The 25,981-nt window shown below is 70.3% G+C and carries 22 protein-coding genes; 13 read left to right on the top strand and 9 right to left on the bottom strand.

The window, feature by feature from the left end; genetic code table 11:
- Nucleotides 1-166 precede the first annotated feature (166 nt).
- Nucleotides 167-1,699: an FGGY-family carbohydrate kinase gene (locus E1161_RS03890; protein ID WP_132619601.1), complete on the bottom strand. Its 1,533-nt coding sequence runs from the start codon at nucleotides 1,697-1,699 to the stop codon at nucleotides 167-169.
- Nucleotides 1,696-3,120: an L-fucose/L-arabinose isomerase family protein gene (locus E1161_RS03885; RefSeq protein ID WP_132619599.1), complete on the bottom strand. Its 1,425-nt coding sequence runs from the start codon at nucleotides 3,118-3,120 to the stop codon at nucleotides 1,696-1,698. The genes E1161_RS03890 and E1161_RS03885 overlap by 4 nt, the downstream gene beginning before the upstream one ends.
- A 193-nt stretch (nucleotides 3,121-3,313) precedes the next feature.
- Here E1161_RS03885 and E1161_RS03880 point away from each other — a divergent pair, with 193 nt between their 5' ends.
- Nucleotides 3,314-4,306 carry a LacI family DNA-binding transcriptional regulator gene (locus E1161_RS03880; protein ID WP_132619597.1) on the top strand — a complete coding sequence of 331 codons (993 nt, stop codon included), beginning with the start codon at nucleotides 3,314-3,316 and terminating at the stop codon, nucleotides 4,304-4,306.
- 154 nt (nucleotides 4,307-4,460) lie between these two features.
- On the opposite strand, the gene E1161_RS28500 is transcribed toward E1161_RS03880, so the two are convergent.
- The 4 genes from E1161_RS28500 to E1161_RS03860 form a co-directional block, all read right to left on the bottom strand.
- Nucleotides 4,461-6,779, bottom strand: a complete 2,319-nt coding sequence (locus tag E1161_RS28500; protein WP_132619595.1) for a glycoside hydrolase family 172 protein — start codon at nucleotides 6,777-6,779, stop codon at nucleotides 4,461-4,463.
- A gap of 439 nt (nucleotides 6,780-7,218) precedes the next feature.
- Nucleotides 7,219-8,226, bottom strand: a complete 1,008-nt coding sequence (locus tag E1161_RS03870; RefSeq protein ID WP_132619593.1) for a substrate-binding domain-containing protein — start codon at nucleotides 8,224-8,226, stop codon at nucleotides 7,219-7,221.
- Nucleotides 8,227-8,250: 24 nt separating this feature from the next.
- Entirely contained in the window at nucleotides 8,251-9,291 is a 1,041-nt protein-coding gene (locus E1161_RS03865; RefSeq protein ID WP_408011937.1) for an ABC transporter permease, read from the bottom strand.
- Nucleotides 9,288-10,874, bottom strand: a complete 1,587-nt coding sequence (locus E1161_RS03860; RefSeq protein ID WP_132619727.1) for a sugar ABC transporter ATP-binding protein — start codon at nucleotides 10,872-10,874, stop codon at nucleotides 9,288-9,290. Before E1161_RS03860 ends, E1161_RS03865 begins: the two co-directional genes overlap by 4 nt.
- A 240-nt stretch (nucleotides 10,875-11,114) precedes the next feature.
- Between E1161_RS03860 and E1161_RS03855 the strand changes: the two genes are divergently transcribed.
- Nucleotides 11,115-11,969, top strand: coding sequence for a DUF6542 domain-containing protein (locus E1161_RS03855; protein ID WP_132619591.1), 855 nt, complete (start codon nucleotides 11,115-11,117; stop codon nucleotides 11,967-11,969).
- A gap of 64 nt (nucleotides 11,970-12,033) precedes the next feature.
- Here the strand turns inward: E1161_RS03855 and E1161_RS03850 are convergent, their stop codons facing one another.
- Nucleotides 12,034-13,062 (bottom strand): 4-hydroxy-3-methylbut-2-enyl diphosphate reductase, encoded by a 1,029-nt coding sequence (locus tag E1161_RS03850; RefSeq protein ID WP_132619589.1) that lies wholly within the window; start codon nucleotides 13,060-13,062, stop codon nucleotides 12,034-12,036.
- A 162-nt stretch (nucleotides 13,063-13,224) separates the two neighbouring features.
- On the opposite strand from E1161_RS03850, the gene E1161_RS03845 reads away from it, so the two are divergent.
- The 4 genes from E1161_RS03845 to E1161_RS03830 all read left to right on the top strand — a co-directional run bounded on the left by E1161_RS03845 (nucleotide 13,225) and on the right by E1161_RS03830 (nucleotide 15,769).
- Nucleotides 13,225-13,683 (top strand): lipid droplet-associated protein, encoded by a 459-nt coding sequence (locus E1161_RS03845; RefSeq protein ID WP_132619587.1) that lies wholly within the window; start codon nucleotides 13,225-13,227, stop codon nucleotides 13,681-13,683.
- Between the two features lie 237 nt (nucleotides 13,684-13,920).
- On the top strand, nucleotides 13,921-15,108 hold the full coding sequence (gene xseA, locus E1161_RS03840; protein WP_408011935.1) for an exodeoxyribonuclease VII large subunit: 1,188 nt from the start codon (nucleotides 13,921-13,923) through the stop codon (nucleotides 15,106-15,108).
- Nucleotides 15,109-15,122: 14 nt separating this feature from the next.
- The gene (locus tag E1161_RS03835) at nucleotides 15,123-15,518 is read left to right on the top strand and encodes a hypothetical protein (RefSeq protein WP_132619583.1); all 396 of its coding nucleotides are present in this window, start codon (nucleotides 15,123-15,125) and stop codon (nucleotides 15,516-15,518) included.
- On the top strand, nucleotides 15,515-15,769 hold the full coding sequence (locus E1161_RS03830) for an exodeoxyribonuclease VII small subunit (protein ID WP_132619581.1): 255 nt from the start codon (nucleotides 15,515-15,517) through the stop codon (nucleotides 15,767-15,769). The genes E1161_RS03835 and E1161_RS03830 overlap by 4 nt, the downstream gene beginning before the upstream one ends.
- 38 nt (nucleotides 15,770-15,807) lie before the next feature.
- On the opposite strand, the gene E1161_RS03825 is transcribed toward E1161_RS03830, so the two are convergent.
- Nucleotides 15,808-16,401, bottom strand: coding sequence for a DUF4245 domain-containing protein (locus E1161_RS03825; RefSeq protein ID WP_132619579.1), 594 nt, complete (start codon nucleotides 16,399-16,401; stop codon nucleotides 15,808-15,810).
- Between the two features lie 177 nt (nucleotides 16,402-16,578).
- Here E1161_RS03825 and glpX point away from each other — a divergent pair, with 177 nt between their 5' ends.
- Together glpX and E1161_RS03815 are read left to right on the top strand one after the other, a co-directional pair.
- Nucleotides 16,579-17,589, top strand: a complete 1,011-nt coding sequence (gene glpX, locus E1161_RS03820) for a class II fructose-bisphosphatase (protein WP_235874761.1) — start codon at nucleotides 16,579-16,581, stop codon at nucleotides 17,587-17,589.
- 194 nt (nucleotides 17,590-17,783) lie between these two features.
- On the top strand, nucleotides 17,784-18,530 hold the full coding sequence (locus E1161_RS03815) for a S1 family peptidase (RefSeq protein WP_132619577.1): 747 nt from the start codon (nucleotides 17,784-17,786) through the stop codon (nucleotides 18,528-18,530).
- Between the two features lie 279 nt (nucleotides 18,531-18,809).
- Here E1161_RS03815 and E1161_RS03810 read toward each other — a convergent pair whose 3' ends face one another.
- Nucleotides 18,810-19,781 carry an NAD(P)/FAD-dependent oxidoreductase gene (locus E1161_RS03810; RefSeq protein ID WP_132619575.1) on the bottom strand — a complete coding sequence of 324 codons (972 nt, stop codon included), beginning with the start codon at nucleotides 19,779-19,781 and terminating at the stop codon, nucleotides 18,810-18,812.
- Nucleotides 19,782-19,963: 182 nt separating this feature from the next.
- Here E1161_RS03810 and E1161_RS03805 point away from each other — a divergent pair, with 182 nt between their 5' ends.
- From E1161_RS03805 to E1161_RS03785, 5 genes are all read left to right on the top strand, one after another.
- The gene (locus E1161_RS03805) at nucleotides 19,964-20,737 is read left to right on the top strand and encodes a S1 family peptidase (RefSeq protein ID WP_132619573.1); all 774 of its coding nucleotides are present in this window, start codon (nucleotides 19,964-19,966) and stop codon (nucleotides 20,735-20,737) included.
- A 152-nt stretch (nucleotides 20,738-20,889) separates the two neighbouring features.
- On the top strand, nucleotides 20,890-22,284 hold the full coding sequence (locus E1161_RS03800) for a class II fumarate hydratase (protein ID WP_132619572.1): 1,395 nt from the start codon (nucleotides 20,890-20,892) through the stop codon (nucleotides 22,282-22,284).
- A 51-nt stretch (nucleotides 22,285-22,335) separates the two neighbouring features.
- Entirely contained in the window at nucleotides 22,336-23,850 is a 1,515-nt protein-coding gene (locus E1161_RS03795) for an ATP-dependent DNA ligase (protein ID WP_132619570.1), read from the top strand.
- Between the two features lie 12 nt (nucleotides 23,851-23,862).
- Entirely contained in the window at nucleotides 23,863-24,282 is a 420-nt protein-coding gene (locus E1161_RS03790; protein ID WP_132619568.1) for a DUF4288 domain-containing protein, read from the top strand.
- A gap of 165 nt (nucleotides 24,283-24,447) precedes the next feature.
- A complete protein-coding gene (locus E1161_RS03785; RefSeq protein ID WP_132619566.1) occupies nucleotides 24,448-25,887 on the top strand; it encodes a GuaB1 family IMP dehydrogenase-related protein in 1,440 nt (479 codons plus the stop codon).
- Nucleotides 25,888-25,981: the final 94 nt, after the last annotated feature.

Raw genomic sequence — 25,981 nt, 5'->3', positions numbered from 1 at the left:
GAACCCCGGCTACGGCCGCATCCAGGAACCCGATCACGGCGGTGTTCCGGGTCCGCACGCATTCGGAACCGACACCGGGAGCAAGCGGTCGGGACCGAGACCGGCCGGGATCGGGACCGGGGGCCGAGCCGGATTCGGGGCCGGGCCGGGGCGGCTCGGGTTCGGGTCAGGGGGTTTGGTCGGCCGCGTGTTGTTCTGCGGCTAGGAAGTGGGCGATTCGGGTCGTTGAGTCGTAGAGGTCGCGGTAGTGGCGGTAGTAGTTCTCGTAGCGCTCGGTGTTGTCCGGGTTGGGTCGCACGGTGTCCACGACCGGGTTCCAGGCGTCCGGATCCACTGCGGTGCCGGTGCCGACGCCGGCGAGCAGGGCGTTCCCGTAGGCGGCACCGACCGTCTCGGCGGGGATCTGCTGCTCCTTGCCGGTGATGTCGGAGACGATCTGCGTCCACAGCCCGCCCTGCGTGCCACCACCGACCGCGACCAACCGGTGCGCGGAACCACCCGCCTCCCCCATCGCTTCCAGGTTGTGCCGGACGCCGAAGGAGATCCCCTCCAACGCCGCCCGGTACAGCTCGGCACGACCGTGATCCAAGGTCAGCCCGGCGAGCACGCCGCGCGCCGACGGGTCGAAGATCGGCGTGCGCTCACCGGCGAAGTACGGCAGCAGCAACAGCCCCCGCGAGCCCGCCGGGACCGACGCGGCCTCCGAGACGAGTTGCGCGAAGTCGCCGTCGACGAGCCCGCGCAGCCAGTCGGTGACCGCACCGGAGGTCGCCATCCCGGCGGCCAGCGTGTAGGTGTCGGGGAAGGCGCCGCAGGTGCCCCACAGCGCCGGGTGCGGCCTGACCTCGTCGAGGACCTCGACGAAGAACATCGTGGTCCCGTACATCAGCATCACGTCACCTGGAGCGCGCACGCCGACGCTGGTCGCCTCGGCCCACGCGTCGACCGTGCCCGCCGTGACCGGCAGTCCTTCCGGCAGACCGGTTTCGGCCGCTGCCTCCGCCCCGACGCGGCCGACGACCTCGGTCGGCCAGGCCAGCTCCGGCAGAGGCAGGTCCGGCGCGACGCGAGCGGCCCAGTCCGCGGACCAGTCCCGCGCCCGCAGGTCGTAGATCGGGTCGCACTGGCTGGCCGAGTGGTGGTCGAGCACGTACCGCCCCGTCAGCCGGTGCACCAGGTAGGAGCTGCACATCAGCAGCATCTCGGTGCGCCGGTAGACCTCGGGCTCCTGCTTGGCCAGCCACCGGATCTTCGGCCCCACCGCCTGGCTGGACAGCGCCGAACCGCCGCGCCGCAGGACCTCCTCAGCGCCGAGTTCGGCGGTGAGCTCGTCGATCTCGTCGGTGGCGCGGGTGTCGACGCCGTAGAGGATCGCTGGGCGCAGCGGTTCTCCGTTGCCGTCGGCGGGCAGCAGCACCGGTCCGATGCCGCTGACGCCCAACCCCGCGATCTCGCAGCCCTGGGCGGCGGGCAGCAGTTCCCTGGTCAGCTCCAGGAAATCCGCCCACCACACCGATTCCGCGTCGTGCTCCACCCAACCGGGATGCGGGTGCGAGGTCTGGTGCGGTCGGCTCGCACGCGCGATGATCTTGCCCGTGGCGTCGACCAGCACCCCCTTCGAGCTGGAGGTGCCGATGTCGATGCCGAGCAGGACCGCCTGTGAGTGCTGAAGCCGGTCCGCACCGGCTCCAGCACTCACGACCCCGACCCCCGGCTCCACTCGTCCAGGCGGATGTCCAGCTGTTCGGCCACAGCGCGCAGCGCGGCTCGGTGATCACCGGGCACGGCGTGGATGTGGTTCGCCCCGAACTTCGACAGGAACACCTCGCCCGGCGCGTCCAGCCGCGCGAACGCGTGCGGCCACTCCGGTGTGGACTGGTCGACGAGCGCCTTGTTCGTCGCCTCGCCGTAGTCCTCGAACTCGCCGAGCATCAGCTGGAGGCGGTACTCGCCGTCTTCCCTGGTCAGACGGCCGAGGGTCATCTCTCCCGGGGCCGCGATGTGCTGCACCGAGGCTCCACCCGCGGGGAAGAAGAACACCTCCGGGTAGAAGTTGACCTTCGAGAGGTTCTCGGCCGGGTCGTCGCTGCGCGCGGCGTACCAGGTGGCGTGCTGGCCGGAGTTGCACAAGTCCCAGATGTCGCGGTCGGCGTGGTAGTGCCGGACGTCGGCGAACAGCACCGGAGTGCCGGAGATGGCCTTGAACAGCTGCATCGTCAGCGCGCCGTCCATGTCGGCTTCGGTGGCGCACACGTGCGGCTGCTTGGGGCCGTTCCAGTCGTAGGGGTCGTTGAGGAACGCCTCGGTGACGTCCATCGTCGCGAAGTTCTCGGTCAGCTCGGGCTGCGCCTTGATCCCGGAGAAGTCCAGGTTCCGCTCGTCGATGATGTCGCGAATGGCCAGGTAGGAGCGGATCTGTCGTTCGAGGAGCTCAGGGGTCAGCTTGTCACCGTCGTAGTGCACCCCGGCGGCGTGCTGCTCGATCCACTCGCGGGCCTTCTTCGCTTCGGCACCGTCGGCCTGCTCGGCGCGCAGCACCAGCTCGTACTGGTCGATCTCCTCGACGTCGACTCCGAACTTGCGCATCCACTGGTCGGTGTTGGCCACGGCGGTGTTCATGCCCATCGGGCGTCCGCCGAAGCGGCCGAAGGTGGAGCCGTGCAGCGAGCTCACCGCGGCCGACGCCTGCGCGTGCACACCGATCTTGGTTGCCAGGTCGGCGTCGTCAGGGGCTCCCCAGGCACGGGTGTGACTGCGGCCGATCTGGTCCAGCGCGCCACCTGCGGCGAGCATCCCGACCAAGCCGGGCTCGGTGGGGTCGGTGCTGGCCACCAGCACCAGCGGGCTGCGGGTGGCGTCCGCGGCCAGCATCGTGAAGTGCGGGAACGACCAGACCGCGTAGTAGAGGACGGTGACGTCCACGTCGGCCGCCGCGACCTCGCGGGCGACGGAGACGGCCAGGGAGTTGGTGGCGACCAGATCGGCGCCGACGACGACCTCGTGGCCGGCCGCGCGCAGCGAGGCGACCAGAGCGTCCTGTTTGGACTGGATGAACTCGGCGTTGCGGGCGTGCACGTGACCACGCCCGTCCGAGATGCTGACGACACCGATGCGAGCCACAGTTCCTCCAAGTTCGCTTCACAGACGGCGTTGACTGCTGCTGAACCGGCGGTGCGCGGATTCTCGGCCGAATCGCCTGGAAGACCTTGCGAACCAGCGCGAGCAATCGTTTTCTCGGACGCTATTCTGGCGTAATACAGGCTGTCAAGGCGGGTGGCCCACCGTCACTCGCCCAGCGGTGAGGGAGGAAGTCGTGGCGACGATCAGCGACGTGGCGACCCGCGCGGGGGTGTCCACGGCCACCGTCTCCCGGGCGCTCAACGGCAAGGCGACGGTTGATCCGGAACTCGCCGGGAGAGTGCTCGCCGCAGCCGAAGAGCTCGGGTACCGGCCCAACGGCCCCGCCCGCAACCTGCGGAAACAGGAGACCGCAGTGCTCGCGTTGATCATCTCCGACGTGGAGAACCCGTTCTTCACCGCGATCGCACGAGGCGTCGAGGACGTCGCCCACGAGGCCGGGTACTCGCTGGTGCTGTGCAACTCCGACGACGCCCCGGACAAGGAGCGCGAGTACGTCGACGTCGCGCTGCAGGAGCGCGTCGCCGGGGTGCTGCTCTCGCCCACCGGCAGCTCGGGCACGGCCGAGCTGCTGGCCAGGCACAGCACGCCGGTGGTGGCAGTGGACCGGCCGCTTCCGGACCGCGCGAGCGACACGGTGCTGGTCGACAACCGGATGGCGGCCAAGCACGCGACGCTGCACCTGGCCGGGCAGGGCTACAGCCGCATCGGCTGCCTCACCGGTCCCAGCGGGGTGCCCACGGCCGACGACCGGCTGGCCGGCTACCGCGACGGGCTGCGCGCGGTGAAGCTGCCCAGCTCCACCTCGCTGGTGCGGCGGTCGAAGTTCAAGGCCGACGGCGCGCAGCAGGCCGCGCACGCGCTGCTCAGGCAGAACAATCCGCCGGACGCGGTGCTGGTGGGCAACAGCGCGATGGCCGTCGGTGTGCTGGAAGCGTTAGCGGCGCTGAAGCTCAAGCCGGGCCGCGACGTCGGAGTCGTCGCCTTCGACGACGCTCCGTGGACCACGTTGCTCGACCCTCCGCTGTCGGTCGTCGCCCAGCCCGCCTACGACATCGGTGCGCTGGCGGCCCGCCTCCTGCTCGACCGCATCTCGGGCGACCGCGAGGAAACCTCCACCACGACGCTCTCCGCCCACCTGGTCGCGCGCGGCAGCTCCTCCCGCTGACGGCGAACCGACCGGACGAAGAGGACATCGATCACGGGCGGTTGGACCAGGACTGACGTGTTCCAGGAGCGAACGCCGGGCCCGACCGATCCGCCGGTAGCGGAAATCGGTGCCCGGATCTGCGGTGAGATCCGGGCACCGGTTTCGCGAGCGATCAGTTCGAGCTCGGCAGGAGACCGTTGCTCTCACTCGACGGCTCAGTCGTGCCCGAGTCCGGTGGCGTCGAGCCGGTGGACGTCGGTCGGCCCGGCTCCTGCGGCGCCGTCGGAGCCGGTTGTGACGGGGGCTGGGTCGGGGCCGGCGGTGCCGGTGGGAGGGCCGGCGGTACCTCCGGTGGCGGTGGGCCCGCTGGCAGGCTGCGACCGACCGGAGCCCCGTACCAGTAGGCCGTGGAGCTGTAGTCGCCCGGTTCGTCGTTGGCCGGGCCGTGTTCGATGCCCGCGACCAGCCCGTTCCGGAAGGACACCGCGTCGCCCACCATCAGCCGGTAGGCGCCGGTGCAGTCGTACTGGCAGCCGTCCTGGTTCACCTCGTGGCCGGGGTTGCCCGCCTGCGGCATCGAGAACGTCGTGCCGAACCGGAAGTACCAGCCCGACTCGTAGAAGTCCTCGGTCCCGGTCCCGTGCCACGCGGGTTCCTCGGCCCCGTCGACGTAGAACCGCTCGTCGCCCTCCAGGTAGTTGCGCGGGTTGGACGCCGTCTGCCGCGTGGAGTGCGGCAGCACGCTCGCCTTGGTCTCGTTGAGCGGGATCAGGCCGCGCATGGTGTGGGTGACCCCGTAGAACGTTCCCGCCCCGCCGGGGTCGAGGAAGTTCCAGTCCCGACCGGGAACCGTGTTGCCGCGCTTGTGCGTGGCGTGGAAGTGGCCGCTGCCCTCGTCGACGCCGCCGGGCCCGGTGACGACCTCGGCCGTGGCCCCCTCGATCGGGATGCCGCTGCCGTTGACGATCTCCACCTTGGCGCTCTCGTTGAACGGCATCGGCCACCACGCCGTGTACCAGCCGTCCTGTCCGGGATCGACCGAGCTCATCATCGTGCGCACGTCGTACTCGCCGAGCCCGGTGCCGAAGAACTCGCCGATGGGAGCGTCCACAGTGGTCTCGCCGTCGAAGGTGACGCGCAGGCGCGCGGAGGTCAGCACCTCGTCGGAGGCCGCGACCTGCTCGGGCGGGATCGTGTACCTCCCGGACAGCCGGGAGCGCTCGAAGACCGGGTTGTCGATCTGGTAGCCGTGCGCGCTCTCCTCACCCGGGTGCCCGGGGCCGAGGTCGAGCACGTCGGTGCGGACCCACTCGCCGTTGACCAGGCTCTGCACGTCGTAGCGGAACTCGTTGACGTCCAAGGAGGACGAGACGAACCGGTTGTCGACCTCGACCGAGGACTCACCGGCGGTGATGTGGGCGGGCACGTCGATCGACTGCACTCCCCACTGGCCGGGAGCGGCCGCACCGCTGCGCCACTCACCCACCACCTGGCCGTTGACCGCCATGCTCGCGACCTGGTCGGCGACCTGCGGGTCGAACCGCCGGATCACGCGGACGCCCTCGTTGTTCGGGTCCACGCGCATCCGGAACCGGCTGCCGCCGCCCTGACCGAAGGCCATGCCGTCGTCGACGACCTGGGGAGCCGCAACCACCTGCGGCAAGCGCACCCGCAGCTGGTTGATCCGCGCCGGTCCGCTCACCTCGGCGACGGTGTGCACGCCGCCGGGGGCCAGACCGAAGTCGCTGCGCACCGGTGTTCCGCCGGTGGCGTTCTTCGGATCGGCCACGCCGAAGCCCCGCAGCTTCGTCAGCACGTCTGTGGCCGGGTCCGCGGGATCGAAGGTCTCGACACCTTCCGCGTCGGGGAAGGTCCGGTAGTTCACGTGGTAGAAGTCCGGGTTGTTGCGCACGGTGACGCGCATCGATTCGCGGAACGGCATCGGCACCTTGCTGACCACACCGCCTGCGGCGTCGTCGGCGTTGCCCACCAGCGGCCACACGAACGGCGCTCCGACCTTGCCGCTGACCACGTCGGCGAACGGCGCGTCGAGCACCGTGCGGCCGTCGAGCTCGACGACGAGGTTTCCGGTCGCCGTGACGTCGCCCATCGGCTCGCGTGTGCTCCACAGGCCGGAGATCTCACCCGGCCCGGTGTGCTCGGCGATCACGCATCCCCGCGCCGATTCGCGCAGGCAGGAGTAGGTGCCCTCGAATCCGTCGTCGTTGCCGCCGGAGCGGTCGTAGCTGGAGAACTGCAAGGACTGCTCGGCGCCGCGCAGTCGCGGCATCCCGTCGAGGTCTCGGTAGGAGTCCCAGCCGACCTGGCCCTTGCTCGGCGGCGCAGGTTGCTGGGCGTGGGCTCGGACGCTCGCGAACCCGGCGTCGGCGATCACCGCGGCAGCGGCGAGCGAGAAGACACCCAGGTAGGCGGCGAGCCGGCGGTACCGCCGGCGGGCGTCGCTTCGCGACGGTGCGGAGCGTTCTGTCATCGTGCTCGCCCTCCCCTGCGGACAGCGCTGTCCACCGCAGACAGTTCTGCCGCTGATTCCGGTTCCGTGAATCGTGATGCGCTCTAACTCAGTGGTTTCCAACCGACTCGGACCCGGCAAGATCTCAAAGCGCGATCTAGCGCAGCGTAAGAAATGGCCTCCCGGACGGCAACCAAACAACGGGCACGGAATAGTCATCGATACGCGAAATCACTCAATAAGATGGTCTCTGGTGTGTCGTACTCACGACAGCCGCCAACCAGGTGTTTTTAGCTGCCGGGCAGCGGAATTCGGTGTATCGAACCAGTGCTCCGGATTCTCGCGGCACGAAAAGGCCGCAGCACTCGGAACGAGCGCTGCGGCCTGTCCTCGGTCCGGCGCGACGCGGCCCGTTCCGCGCCTCGTTGCTACCCGGAGGAGTTCGCGTCCACTTCGGCTTCTAATCCTGGTTGAGCCGGCCGTACACCTCGGCCGCGTTGTCCTTCGTGATCAGTTCGGTTCCCAGCGTCTGGATCTTGGGCACCTGCTGGCAGTCGACCAGGATCTTCTTGGCCGCCTCGACGGCCTCCGCGCCACCCGTCGGGTAGAGGTTCGTGGCCTGCAGCCGGCCCTCCTCCACCGCCTTGATCCCGCCGGAGGGGATCGGCAGGCCGTCGATGCCCACGAACTTCAGGTCCGGGCGGTTGGCGGCCTGCGCGGCCAGCCAGGCGCCCTCGGCCATCGGATCGTTCTGCGAGTACACGGCCTGGACGTCCGGGTGGGCCTTGAGCAGCGCGTCCATCTTCTGCTGCCCGACCGAGCGCTCCCACTCGCCGTCGGCGGTGGCCACGACCTCGATCTTGGAGCCCGCGATGCCCTGCTTGAAGCCCTCTTCCCGCTCAGCGGCCGGTGTGGAGCCGGAGAGGCCCTTGATCTGCACGATCTTGCCGCCCTGCGGCAGCAGCGCCTTCTTGAAGAACTCGCCCGCCTGCTTGCCGATGGCGACGTTGTCCGCGCCGATGTAGGTCGTGTACGCCTCACCGTCGACCTTGCGGTCCAGCACCACGACGGGGATGCCCTGGTTGTAGGCCTTGCGCACCACATCGGTCAGCGGCGCCGCCTCGTTCGGCGAGATCATCAGCAGGTCGACCTGCTTGGTCATGAAGTTCTCGACGTCGGTGACCTGCTTGGAGTTGTCCTTCGCAGCGTCGGAGAACTGCACCTCCTCGAACTGCGGGACCTTCTGCGCGGCCTTGCGGATGTCGTCGTCCATCCGCACCCGGTACGGCTCGGCGAGGTTCGCCTGGCTCATCCCGATCGTGTACTTGCCGTTGGCGCCCTGGCAGCCCTTCGTCGGGTCCTGGACCTGGACCTGACCGGTGTTCTCGCTGGTCGTCCCGCAACCGGCGGCGGCGAACGCGACCGCGGCGCACGTGATTGCGACCAAGGACTTCGTTGTCTTGCGCATCGTGCTCCCTTCGGTGGATCCGGCTCAGGCCGTGGGGCGCAGGCGCTGCAGCGCCGCCGCCGCGACGATCACCAGACCCTTGATCAGCAGTTGCAGATCGGTGTTGACGCTGTTCAGGCTCAAGATGTTGTTGAGGATGCCGAGCAGCAGCGCACCGGCGATGGTGCCGATCACCGAACCTCGGCCGCCGGCCAGGCTGGTGCCGCCGACGACCACCGCGGCGATCCCGTCGAGTTCGTAGGCGGTTCCGTCGTTGGGGCTGCCCGCGTTGAGCTGACCTGCGTGCACGATGCCGGCCAGCGCAGCGCAGAACCCCGCGATGACGAAAGCGATGATCTTGACCCGGTTCACCGGCACGCCCGAGAGCCGAGCCGCCTTCTCGTTCCCGCCGATCGCGTAGAGGTGCCGGGAGTAGGCGCTGGAGCGCAGGAACAGGATCGCGATCACGGCCACCGCGGCGAAGATCAGCGCCGGTATGGGCACCACGCCGCCGAAGGTCCGCTCCCCCAGCAGCGAGAACAGCATCGGGGCCTGTCCCGGCCCGTCTCCGTAGGAGATCTGCACGGTCTCGCCGCCGGACCACATGCGCGCGAGTCCGCGCGCGATCTGCAATCCGGCCAGGGTGACGATGAACGCCTGCACCCCCAGCAGCGCCACCGCGGCACCCTGCAGGAACCCGAAGGCGATTCCGGCCAGCAGCACGACGACGACCGTGGCCCACACGCCGTACCCGCTGTTGACCAACAGCACGGCGGAACCGACCGCCGCCAGCCCCAGCACCGACCCGACCGACAAGTCGATCCCGCCGATGAGGATCACGAAGGTCAGCCCGATCGCGATGATCCCGATCTCGGAGACCGCGCGCACGATGTTGAACAGGTTGTCGCTGCTCAGGAACAGGATTTCGCCGTCGTTGCGGGGTGAGAAGATCACCGCCGCGATGAACACCGCGACCAGACCGAAGAAACTCTGGAACTTGAACAGGGTCTCGACGGTGTCGGTCCGCTTGGAACGCTGCGCGGGCAGATCTCCGGGCACGGGCCGCTGCTCCGTCTGATTGCTCAATTCGCACCTCCCCCGGTGCTCTGCCCGGTGCCGACCGCCGGCCCCGGTGGATTCCCGTTCCGATCGCCCATCGCGGCTGCCAGCAGGTCGGCCTCCCCCGCATGAGCGGTGTCGAACTCGGCGACGCTGCGCCCGCCACGCAGCACGACCACCCGGTGGCACACCCCCACCAGCTCGGGGAGTTCCGAGGAGGCCAGCAGCACGCCGATGCCACGGCCGGCGATCTCCGAGAGCAACTGGTAGATCTCCGCCTTCGCACCGATGTCCACGCCCCGCGTCGGGTCGTCGAGCAGCAGGAGACGGGGCTCGGTGAGCAGCATGCGCCCGAAGACGACCTTCTGCTGGTTGCCGCCGGAGAGGGTGCCGACCGCGTCGGAGATGCGGTCGAGCTTGACCTTGAGCTGGTCGACGCTGCGCCGGGTCGCACTGAGTTCGGACCTGCGGCGCACCATTCCGGCGACACCCAGCCGGTCCAGCACCGACAGCACGGTGTTGGCGGTCACCGAGTGCCCGAGCACCAGCCCGGAGCTGCGCCGGTCCTCCGGCACGAAGGCGATCCCCGAGCGCAGCGCCTGCCTCGGCCCGGCCGGGCGCACCGGTTTCCCGTCGAGCAAGACCTCCCCTTCCCAGGTCCCGGTCGAGCCCGCGCCGTAGAGCGATTCGAGCAGTTCGGTCCGCCCGGCTCCGAGCAGTCCGCACAGGCCGACGATCTCGCCGCTGCGGACGGTCAGATCGATGCCGTCGGGTTCCCTCCTTCCGACCCGCGCGCGGCGGGGGTGGACGGCGAAGCCCTTGACGCTCAGCAGTTCTCCGCCGATGTCGACGGTCTGCGAGCGGAAGCGGGTCTGCACCGCGTGGCCGACCATCGCCTCGGCGGCTTCCGCGGCGGTCATCGCCTGCGCGTCGAACTCGGCGACCTTGCGGCCGTTGCGCAGCACGGTGGCGCGGTCGGCGACCTGGCCGATCTCATCCATCCGGTGCGAGATGTAGACGATGCCGGTGCCGGTGCGGCGCAGCTCGCCGATGACGCCGAAGAGCCGGTCGACCTCCGTTGTGGACAGTGCCGAGGTCGGCTCGTCCATGATCAGCACCTTGGCTTCCAGCGACAGCGCGCGGGCGATGGTGACGAGCTGCTGCTCACCGACCCGCAGCTCGCCGACAGGGCGGTTCGGGTCGAGTTCGATCCCGGTGCGCCGCAGCAACTCCCGGGTGCGCTCGGACATCGCGCGCCGGTCCACGGTGCCCAACCGGGTGCGCGGTTCGCGTCCCAGGTGGAGGTTCTCGGCGACGCTCAAGGCCGGGACGAGGTCGAGTTCCTGGTGGATCATCGCGACCCCGGCGTGTTGCGCGTCCGCGGGTTTTCCGAACTGGACCGGGTGACCCTCGATGGTGATCCCACCGGCGTGGTCGGTGATGTCGCCGGAGAGGACCTTCATCAAGGTGCTCTTGCCCGCCCCGTTCTCACCGAGCAGAGCGTGCACCTCGCCGCCGCGAACTGCCAGGTCAACCGCGTCGCAGGCGAGCACACCGCCGTAACGCTTGGTGATGCCGGTCATCTCGACCAGCGGTGGCGCCGTGTTCATTCCGACCCCCGTCTCGTCGCTCACGCAGGCGAGAAAACGATTGCTCGGACGCTAAGATGGCCGCACTCCCTGTGTCAAGGCTCACACGTTCGACCGAGCGATACGGCATCCATTCGGCTGCACGATGATCACGTGACGATCACGCCGCGTGGTGTCGAAACCATCACCCGACGTGGGGTGATGCGCCCGTTCCCCTAGAGGGCTCTCGCGGTGGGGTACTGGACCGTTACCGTTGGGATCGTGACCGCGATCCGCGAGAGCCAGAGCGCTTCAACTTCCGGTAATGGCGCGCCCGAATGGGGTGCGCGCTCAGCGTTCAGCACCAACGGGGTGCCGCTGTGGGGCGCCGTGTTGCTGGCTGCCGTCCCGACCGCGATCGGCACCGTGCTGGACACCTTGATCTGGAAACAGCCCGGTTTCATCTTCAAGACCTGCTTCTTCCTCGGTTGTCTGGCTGCGGTGCTGCTGGTGCAGCGGCGAAGTGTGTTCGGTCCGATGGTGCAGCCACCGCTCGTTCTCGGCATCGTGATGCCCCTGCTGGTGCTCATCACCGGATCGGGAAGCGCTTCGGGCGCGGGCTTCATGGGCAAGGCGCTGTCGGTCGCGCGCCCGCTGATCACCAGCTTCCCGATCATGGCCGGAGCCACCGCGGTCGCGCTCGGCATCGGGCTGCTCCGGATGTTCGTCACGCAGAAGGTCGAGACCGACGACGACGACTTCGACCTCGGCGTCGACCCCGACGCCAAGACCAAGAAGGCCAGACCCGTTCCGCCGCCGCGCAGGAAGTCCGCGCGGGACGAGGCACCGCGCAAGCGCCCGGCCTCGGACCGGGAGCGCAAACCCAGCGGCGACCAGCGCAAGCCGCGCGACGACGGCCGCGGTGGCGACCGGCGCGCTGAGCCCCGGGGCACCGGGCCGCGCGAGGCCCAGGGACGCCCGAAGGGCGACTCCCCGCGCCGCGGCGACGTGCCGGGACGTCCTCGCCCCAACGACCCGCGCGCTGGAGGCCCCCGTCCGCCCCGCCAGGGCGGCCCAGGACGGCCTCGCCCGCCGGAACCACCACCGGGGGGCCGCCCCCGGCGTCCCGGCCCGTAGAGAAGCGAAGAAGCCGCCCGGCTCCGAGTCCTGGAGCCGGGCGGCTCTCTCGCGTGAGGTCAGCTCAGCGGACGCTCTTGGGGTTGTCCTTGTTCTCGTCGAGGTCCTTGCGGAGCTCGCGGGGCAGCGCGAAGGTGACCTTCTCGTTGGCGGTCGTGACCTCTTCGACGTCGCCCCAGCCGCGCTCGGCGAGGTGGTCCAGGACCTGCAGCACCAGCACGTCCGGAACCGACGCGCCGCTGGTGACGCCGACCGTGGTCACCCCGTCCAGCCAGGCGTCCTCGATCTGCGAGGCGTAGTCGACCAGGTGCGAGTCCGACGCCCCGGCCTGCAGCGCGACCTCGACCAGCCGCTTGGAGTTCGAGGAGTTCTGCGAACCCACCACGATCACCAGGTCGCACTGCGGGGCCATCACCTTGACCGCCTGCTGGCGGTTCGAGGTGGCGTAGCAGATGTCGTCGCTGGGCGGGGCCTGCAACGTCGGGAACTTCTCGGTGAGCTGGTCCACCCGCTCCATGGTCTCGTCGACGCTGAGGGTGGTCTGCGACAGCCAGACGACCCTGCTCGGGTCGCGGACCTGCACCTTGTCGACGTCCTCGGGCTTGTCCACCAGCTGCACGCGCTCGGGCGCCTCACCGGCGGTGCCCTCGACCTCCTCGTGGCCCTCGTGGCCGATCAGCAGGATGTCGTAGTCGTCGCGCGCGAAGCGGTTGACCTCCTTGTGCACCTTCGTCACCAGCGGGCAGGTGGCGTCGATCGTGCGGAGCTTGCGCTCCTCGGCCTCCTGGTGGACCGCCGGGGACACGCCGTGCGCGGAGAACACCACGAGCGCGCCCTCGGGCACCTCGTCGGTCTCGTCCACGAAGATCACGCCGCGCTCGGTCAGGGTGTCCACGACATGCCGGTTGTGCACGATCTCCTTGCGGACGTAGACCGGCGGGCCGTAGGTCTCCAGCGCCTTCTCGACGGTGATGACTGCGCGGTCGACACCTGCGCAGTACCCGCGGGGCTTGGCCAGCAGGACCCGCTTGGTCCGGCCGGCGTCGTCAACGGGGTCGGGTTCGAGGTCGCGGGCCTCAGGCGTGGTCGTCATGCCGTCAAGGGTACGGATCCGCGCCTGCCCGCTCCGCCTCCGGTCGGTGCGCACCATCACTCCATCGAGGGGTCCACCGCGGTTCCACCCAACGTCGGTCCTCGGTCACATTCCGGCCTTGACCCGATGGTCTGGCGGCCACTTCTGCGGCAGGCTGGGCGCATGTCAGAGTTCCCCCTCCCGGTGCGGGTCGCGGCGGGGCTCGCGGCGACCGCCGTCGAGCAGGCCCGCGCGCTCCCGGCCACCCTCCTCGGCATGCCCGTGACCGTCGCCAGCCAGGCGTTGCAGGCGTCGATGCGGGTGCAGCAGCACATCACAGAACTCGCGATCAAGGGCGATGAGGCGCTGTCGGTCCTGCGCACGCCCGAGGAAGAACCGTCGTGGGCGACCTTCGACGAGGACATCGTCCCGGAACCGGAGGTGGTCACCGAGCACGAGGGCGAGGGGAACGCGCTGCTCGCCGACTACGACGCGTTGAGCCTTCCCCAGCTGCGCGGTCGCCTGCGCTCGTACACCGAAGACGACCTCACCGAACTGCTCGCCCACGAGGAGCGCAACGAACAACGGCCGGAGCACCTGCGGATGCTGAGCAACCGCCTCACCCGCCTGCGCGAGCAGTAGACGAGCGACGAAGTCGCTTCCTCCTCCACCAACTGAGCAGTTGGCACCGTCGGGAGTACTTCGTGCCGAGCACGCCGCGACGCCGCGCATCGACATGCTCATGAGGAGTGCCGCGCGGAGTCCGCGGAGCCGCTCAGGTTCGCCCACCCGCGCCAAGCAGAATGACCAGGAAGCACAAACACCGCGAGAAGAGGAGGAACGCTGAGTTCGCCTACCAGTGCTGAGGAACCGTGGCCGGTGCGGACGGTGGCCCGCAAGATCGCCGACTGGATCAACCGGCTCGGGCAGATCTGGGTCGAAGGGCAGATCACCCAGATCTCGATGCGGTCCGGCGCGCAGACGGCGTTCCTGACGCTCCGCGACCCCTCCGCGGACGTGTCGCTGACCCTGACCTGCTCGTCGTCGCTGCTGCGCAAGATGGACCCGCCGCTGACCGATGGCAGCCGGGTCGTGGTGCACGGCAAGCCGACCTTCTTCGTTGGTCGCGGCACGCTGAGCCTGCGGGTCGACGAGATCCGCGCCGTCGGCATCGGCGAGCTGCTGGCCCGCATCGAACGGCTCCGACAGCTGCTCAAGGCCGAGGGCCTGTTCGACCCGGCGCGCAAGCGGCCGCTGCCGTTCCTGCCCAACCGGGTCGGCCTGATCACCGGCCGCGCCTCGGCCGCCGAGCACGACGTGCTGACCAACGCGCAGCTGCGCTGGCCGGCCGTGCAGTTCGAGGTCCGCAACGTCGCCGTGCAGGGCACCAGCGCGGTGCCCCAGATCCTGCCCGCGCTCGAGGAGCTCGACCGGATGCCCGAGGTCGACGTGATCGTGCTGGCGCGCGGCGGCGGCAGCGTCGAGGACCTGCTGCCGTTCTCCGACGAGACGCTGTGCCGAGCGGTGTCGGCCTGCAAGACCCCGGTGGTCAGCGCGATCGGGCACGAACCGGACTCACCGCTGCTCGACCACGTCGCCGATGTGCGCTGTTCCACACCGACGGGTGCGGGCAAGCGCGTGGTGCCCGACGTGGCCGAGGAGGGCCAGCGCATCCGGCAGCTTCGCGACCGGGCTCGGCGGGCGTTGCACGGATGGGTGGATCGTGAGCGCAGGCTGCTCGACCAGCTGCGCAGCCGGCCCGCGCTGGCCGACCCGCACCGCCCGCTGCAGCAGCGCTCCGAGCAGGTCGCGATGCTGCGCGAACGCTCCCGGCGGGCGATGAGCACGGTGCTCACCACCGAGGGTCACGCGTTGAGCGCTACACGATCACGCTTGACGACCCTGGGCCCTGCGGCCACTCTGGCTCGTGGATACGCGATCGTGCAGCGCATCGAGGAGACCGACGAGGTCGACGGGGTGCTGCGCTCCGTCGATGACGCGCCGCCGGGCACCCGGCTGCGGGTGCGGGTCGCCGACGGCGCGGTCCACGCCGTCGTACCGGACTGACCAAGGAATTCCACGTGCACCCGAAGCAGGAGCCCTCGTTCCTCCCCCTCACCGTGGGCGCGACGCGCAGCGCCGAGCGGGCGGGCGAGGTCCGGCGCTGCGCCGAGGCCGCCGAGGTCACGGCGGAGGGAACCTGGGTTGCGCTCCTAGGCGGGTGCGATTCGGCCGAGCGCAAGGACCTGCCCGGCAGGCTGCGAGCCTTGATCGACGCGACCTCGGAGCACGTGGGCCCCACCTGGTGGGCGGCGTCGGCCCACCGACGTAGGGTCGCGGAGGCCCAGCTGCGCATCAACGACGCGGTGCGCGAAGGTGACGGCGCGGAGTTCGCCGAGGCCTTCGTCGGCTACGACCAGGCGATCGCCACCGCGGTGGTGTCCGTGCGAGCGAATGTGGAGAGCCCCACCCCGTGACCGAGAACCAGCAGGACGAGCACTTCGACCCGGTCGCCGAGCACCCGGAGGTCGCCGAGCTCGGCTACGAGGACGCGCGCGATCAGCTGGCGGAGGTCGTCAAGCAGCTGGAGGCCGGCGGGCTGTCCCTGGAGGACTCGCTGGCCCTCTGGGAGAAGGGCGAAGCGCTGGCGGCGGTCTGCGAACGCCACCTCGCCGGTGCGCGCGAACGCGTCGAACGCGCCCTCGCCGCGGTCGAAGACGACGCCTGACCCGGTTTTGGGCACCCGATGGCCGCGGTTGGTGGCCGTCAGGGCACCGGCGGGGCCGTGAGGGCTGCTTCGGCCAAGGTGCGGAACTCCGCTTCGCGGGCGTTGCCGGTGATCAGCAGGCGGACGCCGTCGCGCTCGGTCACCCACGCCTGCTCGTCGCGAACGCCCTGGTAGCGGACCCACTGGCGACCACCTGCCTCGACGGCTCCGAGCGCCTGCGGGGCTCGCCGCGTCTCACCGGCGACCAGCTCCTCCTCGGCGGCGTTGGACTGGGCCAGGCGCAGGTACTGCGCGTCGCCGGTCAGCCAGCCGACCCGGACGACCTCGGTGTGCGAGGGCAGCGTCGTGCTGTTGCTGGAGTTGGCCCGCCAGCTGCCGGGCAGCTTCGGATCGACCACCGGGAAGTCCACTCCCGCTGCGGCGTCGTGCAGCTCGGCCTGAACGTTCACCGTGGGCACCGATCCGTTGTCGACCGTGGGGCCGGTGGGGGTGAACGAGCACTGCGTGAACAGGCCTGCGACGCCGAACGAGACCAGCACCAACGGCAGGATGGCGAAGAGCATCGCCGACATGGTCCGCGGCGGGCGGGGCGGAGCCGGTTGCTGGTTGCGGGGTTCAGCCACGGCACCCATGCTCTCACCGGCAGCACCGCAGCTCAGCGGGCAGGGGCAGAGGGAGTGGGCTGCCCCACGCGAGTGCTCCCCGCACCCCGATGATCTGGGAAGATCGCAGCCAACAAGCCTGAGCGCGGGGCGTTTTCCCGCCGGCCTCGGGCGGTACCGACGATGCCTCACAACGGGGAGGGCGCGATGACGCAACGACACCCGGAAGCACCCGATCGCAACTTGGCGATGGAACTCGTCCGCGTGACCGAAGCAGCCGCGTTGGCCGGTGGCCGCTGGGTCGGCCGCGGCGACAAGAACGCGGGTGACGGAGCCGCGGTGGACGCCATGCGCAAGCTCATCGGCACCGTGTCGATGCGCGGAACAGTGGTCATCGGCGAGGGCGAGAAGGACGAAGCGCCGATGCTCTACAACGGCGAGGAGGTCGGCAACGGGGAAGGCCCGGAGGTCGACGTCGCCGTGGACCCGATCGACGGTACGACGCTGCTCAGCAAGGGCATGCCGAACGCGCTGGCGGTGCTGGCGGTGTCCGAGCGCGGCACCATGTTCGACCCGTCCGCGGTGTTCTACATGGAGAAGATGGCCGTCGGCCCGGAAGCCGCGGGCGTCATCGACATCAGCGCCCCGATCTCGGAGAACGTCCGCCGGGTCGCCAAGGCCAAGCACGTCGACGTCTCCGACGTGACGGTGTGCGTGCTGGACCGGCCGCGGCACGAGCAGCTGGTCAAGGAGGTCCGCGAGTCCGGGGCTCGCGTGCAGTTCATCTCCGACGGCGACGTGGCGGGCGCGATCGCGGCGGCCCGCCCGAACAGCGGCGTGGACATGCTCCTGGGCATCGGCGGCACTCCGGAGGGCATCATCACCGCGTGCGCGCTGAAGTGCCTCGACGGTGAGATCCAGGGCCGGTTGTGGCCGCGCGACGACGAGGAGCGGGCGAAGCTGCGCGAAGCCGGTCACGACCCGAACCAGGTGCTGACCACTTCGGACTTGGTGCGCGGCGACAACATGTTCTTCGTGGCGACCGGCATCACCGACGGCGCGCTGCTGCGCGGCGTGCACTACCGCGCCGACCGGTGCACCACGCAGTCGATCGTGATGCGGTCGAAGTCCGGGACGACGCGCGTCGTCGACGCCTCGCACAAGCTCGCCAAGCTGCGCGAGTACGCCAACGTGGACCTGGGTGAGAGCGGCGAGTAGTCGCCCTCATCGGGAAACCGGGAAAAACCGGCTGAACCGATCTTGATCAAGGCGGTGGCCTGCGGATTGTCCGCGGGCCACCGCCTTTTCGGTTCGCCCCTACGACCTTCGTCGGTACGCCGGGGTCGGGGGCGCCGTTAGCGTCAGCGGCCAGCCGGCCTTCGGAGCCGGGGTACCCGGAGGATTCGACACACATGCGCATTCGTTCGGCTCTCATCTCCGCGGTCGCCGCGGTCAGCGCAGTGGGCGCGCTGAGCATGCCCGCCGTCGCCGCCGGTGACGACGTCGACCCGATGATCATCGGTGGTCACGACGCGACCGAGACCTACTCGTTCATGGTCTCGCTGCAGCAGCAGGGCAGCCACATCTGCGGGGGCGCGCTGATCAAGCCGGACTGGGTGGTGACGGCCGCGCACTGCGTTCAGGGCGGCGGTGACTTCACGGTCCGCGTGGGCAGCAACGACAACACCACCGGTGGCGAGGAAGCCGCCGTGACCAAGACCCAGGTGCACGACAGCGCCGACCTCGCGGTGCTCCAGCTGGACAAGCAGCTGTCCGCCGCCCCGATCTCGATCGCCGCCGAGTCGGGTGCCGCGGGCACCCCGAGCCGCATCATCGGCTGGGGGCAGACCTGCCCGGAGACCGGCTGCGGTGAAGTTCCATCGAACCTGCAGGAGCTCGACACCAGCGTCGTCGACGACGCCGGCTGCACCGGCATCGACGGCGCGGGCGAGATCTGCACCGACAACCCGGGCGGCAACTCCGGCGCCTGCTACGGCGACTCGGGCGGCCCGCAGATCAAGGGCACCCAGGGCAGCTGGGAGCTGATCGGCGCCACGAGCCGCTCCGGCAACGGAGACTCCACCTGCGCCACCGGCCCGTCGATCTACACCGACGTGACCGCCTTCGCCGACTGGATCAACCAGAACACCGGCAGCTGACCCGTTCAGCACCCCTGACGCGGCACCCGGGACATCGTTCCCGGGTGCCGTTTCCACCCTTGGGCGCTTTCAGGAGGTTCGCGAGCGGCGAAGCCGCGAGCCGTGAGGACCGAACGGCACCGCCGCGGGTTCTGAGACGTCGTCTGGCGAGGACGCCGCGACGCCGTGCCGGGCACGCATCAGGACGCCGTGCCGGGCACGCATCAGGAGTGGCGCCCGGAGTCCAGAGGGCATCTCAGGTTCCGCCGCCCGCACCGCCACGCAGGACGAGCCGAACCCTCAACTGAGGTTCGAGGAGTGGCCGGGGAAGAGGTGGGCGTCGGGGTTGAGCTCGACGGCGATGTTGTTGACCGCCGTGGCGGCTTCGCCGAAGCCGGTGGCGATGAGCTTGACCTTTCCCGGGTAGGCGGCGACATCACCTGCGGCGTAGACGCGGGCGCGGCTGGTGCGCATCGTCGTGTCGACCAGGATCGAGCGCTTCTCCAGGTCCAGTCCCCAGGCTTCGATCGGGCCGAGATCGGCGGTGAAACCCAGCGCCGCGACGACCGTTTGCGCGGGCAGTACGCGTCGTTGCCCGTCGACGTCGATGGCAACCTCGATGAGACCGGCCGCGTCGCCGCGGATTTCGGCGACCTCGGCCGGGACGATCAGCGGAATGCCCAGCTGCTCGACCTTGGCGACCAGGCCCTCGTGGGCGCGGAAGCGGGTCCGCCGGTGCACCAGCGTGACGCTGCGGGCCACCGGTTGCAGCGCCAACGCCCAGTCGAACGCCGAGTCGCCGCCGCCGACGACGACCACGTCGTGCCCGGAGTGCGCGGACAGCTCGGGGATGAAGTGCACGACGCCCTTGCCGATCCACTCACCTCCCGCCGGAAGAGGTCTCGGTGTGAACTCGCCGATGCCGACCGTGACCAGCACCGCCCCGGCCCGGACCTCCTCGCCCTCGCCGACGTCGACCAGCAAGCCGCCGTCCACATCGGACAACGAGACGGCGGGACGCCCGAGCAGGTAGCGCGGGCCGTACTGTTCGGCCTGCTCGACCAGCGCGGCGATCAGGTCGCGTCCCCGGATCTCCGGGAAGCCCGCCACATCGAAGATCATCTTCTCCGGGTACATCGCAGTCACCTGGCCACCCGGCTCCGGCAGCGCGTCGACCAGCGCCACCGACATCCCGCGAAACCCGGCGTAATAGGCGGCGAACAGTCCCGTCGGACCGGCACCCACCACCAGCAGATCGACCTCGTGCGCCATCTCGGCATCCCGTCGCAGGCCCTGTGATACGAATCTCAGGCTAGTCGGCTCCGGCCGATGTGTCCGCCCACCTCCGATTCTGGGCCGATCAGCGCAGATCGCTGCGGCGTGCGGCGGTACCTGGTCCCGCACCCCACCCCTAACTTCCGGGGGAAGGGGATCACGTCGGGGAGGGAATCTCTGTGAAGAAATCATCCGCGCTGCTCAGCGGCGTCGCAGCGCTCGCGCTCGGCGCCGGTTTCGCGCCGGCGGCGCAGGCCATCGACAACCCGGGCGCGCTGATCGTCGGCGGTCACGACGCCACCGAGCCCTACGAATGGATGTCCTCGCTGCAACGTTCGGGTTCGCACAGCTGCGGCGCCTCGCTGATCGACGAGCAGTGGGTGCTCACCGCGGCGCACTGCGTCGCCGACGCGGCACCGGCCGACCTCGACCTGCGGATCGGCAGCCCGACCTGGAGCAGCGGAGGCACCGAAGCAGGTGTTTCCGAGGTCGTCGTGCACCCGGACTACGAGACCAACACCCCCAACGGCGACATCGCGCTGCTCAAGCTCGACCAGGCGGTGTCCGAGACGCCGGTCGACATCGCCGACGCCTCCGGCGCCCGAGGAACCCCGTCGCGCATCATCGGTTGGGGCGTGACCTGCCCTGTGCGCGGCTGCGGCGAACCGCCGGAACAGCTGCAGGAGCTGGAGACCCAGGTCGCCCCCGACTCGCAGTGCACGCTGAGCTCCATCGACGGCCCCACCGAGATCTGCACCGCCAGCCAGGAGCTCCTGGCCAACGCCTGCTTCGGCGACTCCGGCGGCCCGCAGCTGGAGGGCACCCCCGGCGACTGGAAGCTCACCGGCGTGACCAGCCGCCTCGGCAGCCCGGTCCCGGTCTGCGGCACGGCTCCTTCGGTCTACACCGACGCCACCGCCTACAAGGACTGGATCTCCTCCACCATCGGCTGATCCCTTCTGCGAAGCCCGCTCCCGCCCTCCGGGAGCGGGCTGTCAGATCACCCACCTAGATCGTTCCAGATCGGGCCGTTCCCTGGGGCACGCCCCGGCCGGTGGGGCGTGCCACGCTGACCCCGCCGGCCGATCGGCGGGACACTTCGAACATGGCTGAATCCCAGTACCGGATCGAACACGACACGATGGGCGAGGTTCGGGTGCCCGCGGACGCCCTCTACCGGGCGCAGACGCAGCGGGCCGTGGAGAACTTCCCGATTTCCGGCCGTGGCTTGGAGCGCGCGCAGATCCGCGCGCTCGGCCTGCTCAAAGCCGCGACCGCCCGGGTCAACGGCCGGTTGGGGGTGCTCGACGCCGACGTCGCCGAGGCCATCGCCCGCGCCGCCGACGAGGTCGCCGAGGGCACGCACGACGAGCACTTCCCGATCGACGTCTTCCAGACCGGCTCCGGCACGTCGTCGAACATGAACGCCAACGAGGTCATCGCGACGCTGGCCACCCGCGCTCTCGGCCGCGACGTGCACCCGAACGACCACGTCAACGCCTCGCAGTCGTCCAACGACACGTTCCCGACGACCATCCACGTCGCCGCCGTGGAGGCCGTGCTCGAAGACGTCATCCCGGCCCTGGAGCACTTGGCCACGACGATCGAGGGCCGCGCCGCGGGGTGGACCGAGGTCGTCAAGTCCGGCCGTACGCACCTGATGGACGCCGTACCGATCACCCTCGCCCAGGAGGCGGGAGCGTGGGCGGCGCAGGTCCGCTACGGCGTCGAGCGGCTGCGGACCGGCCTGCCCCGGCTGGGTGAGCTGCCCATCGGCGGCACCGCCGTGGGCTCCGGGCTCAACGCGCCGGAGGGCTTCGGCCGTGCCGTCGCCGAGGAGCTCGCCCGGGTGACCGGTCTGCCGCTGACCGAGGCCCGCGACCACTTCGAGGCGCAGGCCGCGCAGGACTCCGTGGTGGAGACCTCCGGTCACCTGCGCACGGTGGCGGTCAGCCTCACCAAGATCGCCAACGACCTGCGCTGGCTGGGTTCGGGCCCTCGAACCGGCCTCGGCGAACTGGCCTTGCCAGACCTGCAACCCGGGTCGTCGATCATGCCGGGCAAGGTCAACCCGGTGATCCCGGAGGCGACGCTCCAGGTCGTCGCCCAGGTCATCGGCAACGACGCGGCCGTGGCCTTCGCCGGGTCGCAGGGCAACTTCCAGCTCAACGTGATGCTGCCGGTCATCGCCCGCAACGTGCTGGAGTCGTCCCGACTGCTGGCGGAGGTGTCGCGGCAGCTGGCCGACAAGGTCTTCGCCGACGTGCAGGTCAACACCGAGCAGGCCCGCGCCTACGCCGAGGGCTCGCCGGCGATCGTCACGCCCCTCAACCGCTACATCGGCTACGAGGAGGCCGCAGCGGTCGCCAAGCAGGCGCTCAAGGAGCGCAAGCCCATCCGCGAGGTCGTCCTCGAACGCGGTCACGTCGAGGCCGGCGAGCTCACGGTCGAGCAGCTCGACGAAGCCCTGGACGTCCTCCGCATGGCCAACGGCGGCTGACTGGCCGCTGGCCCTCCCGCGAATTGTCGGAGTGGTGCGCACCATGGACCCATGGTGCTGCTCTCGGACGTCGTCGCGGCCTCCGCGGAGGTCGCGGCGACGTCCTCGCGCAAGGCGAAGACATCGGCGATCGCCGCGCTGCTGCGGCGGTTGGAACCCGCGGAGGTCGCCGCGGCGACGGCGCTTCTGGCGGGCGAACTCCCCGGCGGACGGGCCGGGGTCGGCTGGTCGACGTTGTCCGCGTTGCAGGTCTCACCAGCGCCCGACCCCCGGTTGACCATCGGCGAGGTCGAAGCGGCGGTCGGCGAAGTGCGGACGATCAGCGGCGCCGGATCAGGGCAACGACGAGCCGACGCGCTGAGCGCGCTGCTCGGGAGGGCCACCGAGGCGGAGCAGTCGTTCCTGCTGCGCCTGCTGGGCGGTGAGCTCCGGCAGGGCGCGTTGGAAGGCGTGATGGTCGAGGCCATCGCCGCGGCGGCCGAGGTGAGCACCGAAGCCGTGCGGCGCGCGTTCATGCTCTCCGGCAGGCTCTCCGAGACCGCCGTGGCCGCGCTCGGCGGCGGCGAGTCCGCGCTCCACGAGTTCCACCTGGAGCTGGGCCGCCCGATCCGCCCGATGCTGGCCTCACCAGCGGGAACACTGGACGCCGCGCTGGCCGAGCTCGGCGGGTGCAGCGTCGAGCACAAGCTGGACGGCGCCCGCATCCAGGTGCACCGCGACGGCGATGAGGTGCACGTCTACACCCGCACGCTGCGCGAGATCACCCGCAACGTCGCCGAGCTGGTGGAGCTGGTGCGGGGCCTGGACTGCCGCTCGGTGGTGCTCGACGGCGAGACGCTGGCCCTCGACGACGCCGGACGTCCCCGCCCGTTCCAGGAGACGATGGCCCGCTTCGGCGCCCAGGAGCAGCGGGCCGAGCTGCTGCACCCGTACTTCTTCGACTGCCTGCACCTGGACGGGACCGACCTGCTCGACCGGCCGCTGGCCGACCGGCTGAAGGCGTTGGAGCAGGTCGCAGGCGCCCACCGGATCCCGGGCGTCCTGTCCCCCACCCCGGAGGACGCCGCCGCGCTGTTCGACGACGCGTTGGCGCACGGCCACGAGGGCGTGGTGGTCAAGGACCTCGACTCGCCGTACGCGGCGGGCCGGCGCGGCAAGGCGTGGCGCAAGGTCAAGCCCGAGCACACCCTCGACCTGGTCGTCCTGGCCGCCGAGTGGGGCCACGGTCGCCGCAGCGATTACCTGTCCAACCTGCACCTGGGCGCCCGCGATCCCGACGGCGGCCCGCCGATCATGGTCGGCAAGACCTTCAAGGGCCTCACCGACGATCTGCTGGCCTGGCAGACCGCCGAGTTCCAGCGCCGGGCCACCGGAGGTGACGACTGGACCGTGCGCGTCGTCCCGGAGCTTGTGGTGGAGATCGAGCTCGACGGGGTGCAGACCAGCAGCCGGTATTCCGGTGGGGTCGCGCTGCGGTTCGCCCGGGTGCTGCGCTACCGGCCGGACAAGGACGCGGCCGAGGCGGACACCATCGAGGCGGTTCGCGGGATGCTCCGCGACGGGTGAGATCCTGGTGGCATGAGCAGCGAGGACTTCGACGCCGTTGGTTCGATCGACATCGGCCCGGGAACCATCGACCCGCGTGATTTCCAGCAGCGCGCGTCATCGGTCGAACGCGACCACTACGTCGCCGTGCTCCTGCTGGAGGCCACCAGCGAGGCGACCGGTCACAAGCCCCTCTACGAGGAGTCGTTCGTCCTGCTCACCGCCGAGTCCGAGGACGAGGCCGCCGAGAAGGCCAAGGAGTGCGGCAAGCAGCAGGAGACCAGCTACCAGAACGAGAACCACGAACTGGTCACCTGGAAGATGAAGCAGGTCGTCGAGGTCAGGCCCCTCGAAGACGCCACCTTCGACGACGGCTCCGAGCTCTACAGCCGCTTCTTCCGCAACTACGACGCCTACAGGTCCCTCGAACCCCTCACCGACGAGGACGCCTGAGGCCATCGGGCAGCCCGGTCTTGAACTGACCCGGCGAAGAGGACGTCGATGCGGGCGGTTCGGCCACTGCCCGGGGCGACCACCGCTTTGAACCTCGAACGTCGCTTGATCAGGTGGTCGGCAGCGGGGCACGGCGGCTGCTCGGGGCACGTATCGTCGTGAGACGTGCAGTTCTTGAACGGGCAACAGCCCTCCACCGACCTGACCTACGACGACGTCTTCCTGGCGCCCCGGCGCTCCGGAGTCGAGTCGCGCTTCGACGTCGACCTGGCGACCTGTGACGGCACCGGCGCGACGTTGCCGATCGTGGTCGCGAACATGACCGCCGTGGCCGGCAGGCGCATGGCCGAGACCGTCGCGCGACGCGGTGGCCTGGTGATCCTCCCGCAGGACGTCGACCCGAGCGCGGTCGCCGAGATCGTGTCCTGGGTCAAGACCAGGCACCCGCTGTGGGACACACCGCTGGCGTTGCACACCGACGACGCGGTCGCCGACGCACTGAACCTGCTGCCCAAGCGCGCGCACGGCGCCCTGGTGGTGGTCGACGACGAGGACAAGCCGCTCGGCGTCGTCGACGAAGCCGCCTGCACCGGCGTGGACCGCTTCGCGCGGGTCGGCGAGGTCGCCGACCCGCACCCCGTGGTGCTGCCGCTGGAGACGGACTCGCGCGAGGTCTTCGAGCAGCTGCACAAGCAGGGCCGCAACGTCGCGATCGCCATCGACGCCGAAGGTCGGCTCGCCGGGATCATGACGAAGAAGGGCGCCCTGCGCGCCGCCATCTACACCCCCGCTCTCGACGTCGATGGCCGCCTGCGCGTGGCCGCCGCGATCGGCGTGAACGGTGACGTCGCCGCCAAGGCGTCAGCGCTGCTGGCGGCTGGGGTGGACACGCTGGTCGTGGACACGGCGCACGGTCACCAGGAGAAGATGATCGCCGCGCTCAGGGCCGTCCGCTCCGCGAGCCCCACCGTTCCGGTCGTCGCCGGCAACGTGGTCACCGCCGAGGGCGTGCGCGACCTGGTCGAGGCCGGTGCCGACGTCATCAAGGTCGGCGTCGGGCCGGGCGCGATGTGCACGACCCGGATGATGACGGGTGTCGGCCGCCCGCAGTTCTCCGCCGTCGCCGAGTGCGCCGCGGAAGCCCGCAGGCTGGGCAAGCACGTGTGGGCCGACGGCGGCGTCCGCCACCCGCGCGACGTGGCGCTGGCGCTGGCCGCCGGAGCCACGTCGGTGATGGTCGGATCGTGGTTCGCCGGGACCTACGAGTCGCCCGGTGACCTGCAGCGCGACGAGCACGGCAGCGCCTACAAGGAGTCCTTCGGCATGGCCTCCAAGCGCGCCGTGTCGGCCCGGACCCGCACCGACAGCCCTTACGACCAGGCTCGCAAGGGCCTGTTCGAGGAGGGCATCTCCAGCTCGCGGATGCGCATCGACCCGCAGAACCCGGGCGTGGAGGACCTCCTGGACCAGATCACCTCGGGTGTCCGCTCGGCCTGCACCTACGCGGGCGCGCACACCCTCGAGGAGTTCCACGAGCGCGCCCTGGTCGGCATCCAGTCGGCCGCCGGCTTCGCCGAGGGCCGGCCGCTGCCGTCGGGCTGGTGACGATCTCGCGCGGAGGATCTGCGGGCTCGGACTCCGCGCGGGGTCCGACCGCGAGACGTGGGGAGGGCGCCCCCGCCGGAGGCGTCCTCCCCAC

Source organism: Saccharopolyspora aridisoli (assembly GCF_004348445.1).
GTDB classification, from domain to species: Bacteria; Actinomycetota; Actinomycetes; order Mycobacteriales; family Pseudonocardiaceae; genus Saccharopolyspora; species Saccharopolyspora aridisoli.
Note: the sequence above shows the minus strand (reverse complement) of the source record. Positions and strands in the feature narration are given on the sequence as shown.

Bases quoted from the DNA above. Each gene is read 5' to 3' on its own strand.
- glpX (WP_235874761.1), top strand. From the start codon at position 16,579: ATGACGCAACGACACCCGGAAGCACCCGATCGCAACTTGGCGATGGAA.
- E1161_RS03850 (WP_132619589.1), bottom strand. From the start codon at position 13,062: ATGACGACCACGCCTGAGGCCCGCGACCTCGAACCCGACCCCGTTGAC.
- E1161_RS03845 (WP_132619587.1), top strand. From the start codon at position 13,225: ATGTCAGAGTTCCCCCTCCCGGTGCGGGTCGCGGCGGGGCTCGCGGCG.
- E1161_RS03790 (WP_132619568.1), top strand. From the start codon at position 23,863: ATGAGCAGCGAGGACTTCGACGCCGTTGGTTCGATCGACATCGGCCCG.
- E1161_RS03815 (WP_132619577.1), top strand. From the start codon at position 17,784: ATGCGCATTCGTTCGGCTCTCATCTCCGCGGTCGCCGCGGTCAGCGCA.
- E1161_RS03860 (WP_132619727.1), bottom strand. From the start codon at position 10,874: ATGAACACGGCGCCACCGCTGGTCGAGATGACCGGCATCACCAAGCGT.
- E1161_RS03870 (WP_132619593.1), bottom strand. From the start codon at position 8,226: ATGCGCAAGACAACGAAGTCCTTGGTCGCAATCACGTGCGCCGCGGTC.
- E1161_RS03810 (WP_132619575.1), bottom strand. From the start codon at position 19,781: ATGGCGCACGAGGTCGATCTGCTGGTGGTGGGTGCCGGTCCGACGGGA.
- E1161_RS28500 (WP_132619595.1), bottom strand. From the start codon at position 6,779: ATGACAGAACGCTCCGCACCGTCGCGAAGCGACGCCCGCCGGCGGTAC.
- E1161_RS03800 (WP_132619572.1), top strand. From the start codon at position 20,890: ATGGCTGAATCCCAGTACCGGATCGAACACGACACGATGGGCGAGGTT.
- E1161_RS03795 (WP_132619570.1), top strand. From the start codon at position 22,336: ATGGTGCTGCTCTCGGACGTCGTCGCGGCCTCCGCGGAGGTCGCGGCG.
- E1161_RS03825 (WP_132619579.1), bottom strand. From the start codon at position 16,401: ATGGGTGCCGTGGCTGAACCCCGCAACCAGCAACCGGCTCCGCCCCGC.